The organism is Pseudoalteromonas sp. S1609, assembly GCF_005887255.1.
GTDB lineage: Bacteria > Pseudomonadota > Gammaproteobacteria > Enterobacterales > Alteromonadaceae > Pseudoalteromonas.
The window spans coordinates 1-337 of record NZ_PNDJ01000160.1 but is presented as its reverse complement, the minus strand read 5'-3'; the positions used below and the strand labels follow the sequence as shown (position 1 = coordinate 337).

1 protein-coding gene is annotated in these 337 nt (G+C 37.4%); it reads right to left on the bottom strand.

What is annotated here, in order from left to right; all coding sequences use genetic code 11:
• The coding region (locus CWB76_RS19230) for a VOC family protein (protein WP_171039668.1) at nucleotides 1–337 on the bottom strand (337 nt) is incomplete at both ends.

Sequence of the window (337 nt, the reverse complement as noted above, 5' to 3'; positions counted from 1 at the left end):
ACCTAGGTATTCATCAATTTGGTTATTGTCGTTGCCTTTACCTTCATTGATTGGAATAGAGAAGGTGCCACATGGTGATTTTAATGCATATGAAAGCAGGGCTGTTTTCTGGCCCTTAATATCAAAGTAACGCACTTCGGTAAAACCAAACACGTCTTTGTAAAAGTTAGCCCATGTTTCCATAGTACCTTTATATACGTTGTTGGTTAGGTGGTCGATACGTAAGAAGCCTTTACTCTCTACTTTGTTTGGCTCGCTCAGATCTTCGAAATCATTATCGTAAATAGAGCCTTTATCTCCAAATTGTTCAATAAAGTAAATTAAGCTATCGCCAATT